Here is a 1,887-nt window from a genome sequence, read left to right on the forward strand (position 1 = left end):
CTCGTAGCCTTCGCGACGCATGTTCTCGATCAGCACCGACAGGTGCAGTTCGCCACGGCCGGAGACCAGGAACTTGTCGGCGTCTTCCAGCTGTTCGACCTTCAGGGCCACGTTGTGGACCTGCTCGCGGTCCAGGCGATCCTTGATCTGGCGGCTGGTCAGGAACTTGCCACCGGACAGGTCCTTGTTGCCCGCGAACGGCGAGTTGTTGACCTGGAAGGTCATCGAGATCGTCGGTTCATCGACGGTCAGCGCCGGCAGGGCTTCCGGGGTATCCGGGTGGCACAGGGTGTCGGAGATGGTCAGTTCCGGAATACCGGAGATGGCGACGATGTCGCCGGCTTCGGCGGTGTCCTGCTCGATGCGCTCCAGGCCCAGGAAGCCCAGCACCTGGGCGACCTTGCCGTTGCGCTTCTTGCCTTCACGATCGATGACCGCGACCTGCATGTTCTTCTTCAGGGTGCCGCGCTGCACGCGGCCGATGCCGATCACGCCCACGAAGTTGTTGTAGTCCAGCTGGCTGATGCGCATCTGGAACGGACCTTCCGGATCCACTTCCGGCATCGGCGCGTGCTGCATGATCGCTTCGTACAGCGGGGTCATGTCGCCGTCGCGCACGGTGTCTTCCAGGCCGGCATAGCCGTTCAGGGCCGAGGCGTAGACGATCGGGAAGTCGAGCTGCTCATTGGTGGCGCCGAGCTTGTCGAACAGGTCGAACACCTGGTCGATCACCCAATCCGGACGCGAGCCCGGGCGGTCGACCTTGTTGACCACGACGATCGGCTTGAAGCCCATCGCGAAGGCCTTCTGGGTGACGAAGCGGGTCTGCGGCATGGGGCCGTCCATCGCATCGACGAGGATCAGCACGGTGTCGACCATCGACAGCACGCGCTCCACTTCGCCGCCGAAGTCGGCGTGTCCCGGGGTGTCGACGATGTTGATCCGGTTCTTGACACCGGTCTTCTTGTCTTCCCAGGTGATGGCCGTGTTCTTGGCCAGGATGGTGATGCCGCGTTCCTTTTCCTGGTCATTGCTGTCCATCACGCGCTCGGCGAGCACGGTGCGCTCGGAGAGGGTGCCGGACTGCTTGAGCAGCTGGTCGACGAGGGTGGTCTTACCGTGGTCGACGTGGGCGACGATGGCGATGTTGCGAAGATTTTCGATAGACATGCGAAAGGGGGCCAGTCGGCGCCGGATTTGGAAAAAGAAGTCCAACATTATACGGCCAACATGACCAATCGCGAAAAGTGCGTTTCAGGTAGTGCCGAATTCCCATTCAGGTAACGCCCGTCGCCGGCCGCACTGCCATCTCCGATCCTGTGGAAGCCGTGACACGGCGGGCGGGCGTTGGCAGGTCCGGAGGGACGCCGCCTGAGTCAGGGGGCGTCCGCGAAGCGGCGGGGGGTTTAGACGATGGTAAACGGGGGCCGTGGTTTGCGCAGCGAACCGTGGGGCGGCAGCACGAACGCGATGACGCGGGGTGTATCCTATGGGGCTAACGACAAACCCCCGTACCCCAAGGATTTGCATGTCCCTTATCGCCACTTTCGACACCACCCAGGGCCCGATCAAGGTCGAGCTGTTCGCCGACAAGGCCCCGCTGACGGTCGCCAACTTCGTCAATCTGGTCAAGCACGGCTTCTATGACGGCCTGGTCTTCCATCGCGTGATCCCGGACTTCATGATCCAGGGCGGCTGCCCGAAGGGTCAGGGCACTGGCGGTCCGGGCTACAAGTTCGAAGATGAAAAGAACGGCGTCAAGCACCAGGTCGGTTCGCTGTCCATGGCCAACGCCGGCCCGAACACCAACGGCAGCCAGTTCTTCATCACCCACATCAAGACCGATTGGCTGGACGGCAAGCACACCGTGTTCGGCCAGGTGCTGGA

General features: G+C 62.7%; 2 protein-coding genes. One reads left to right on the forward strand and one right to left on the reverse strand.

Annotation, left to right across the window (positions count from 1 at the left end; translation table 11 throughout):
* Nucleotides 1-1,170: GTP-binding protein (locus AC1DQP_RS20045; RefSeq protein ID WP_478052373.1), on the reverse strand; the 1,170-nt coding region annotated here is incomplete at its 3' end.
* 358 nt (nt 1,171-1,528) lie between these two features.
* Here AC1DQP_RS20045 and AC1DQP_RS20050 point away from each other — a divergent pair.
* On the forward strand, nt 1,529-1,887 hold a 359-nt coding region (locus AC1DQP_RS20050; RefSeq protein ID WP_478052374.1), incomplete at its 3' end, for a peptidylprolyl isomerase.

This window comes from Stenotrophomonas sp. P5_A8 (genome assembly GCF_056400545.1).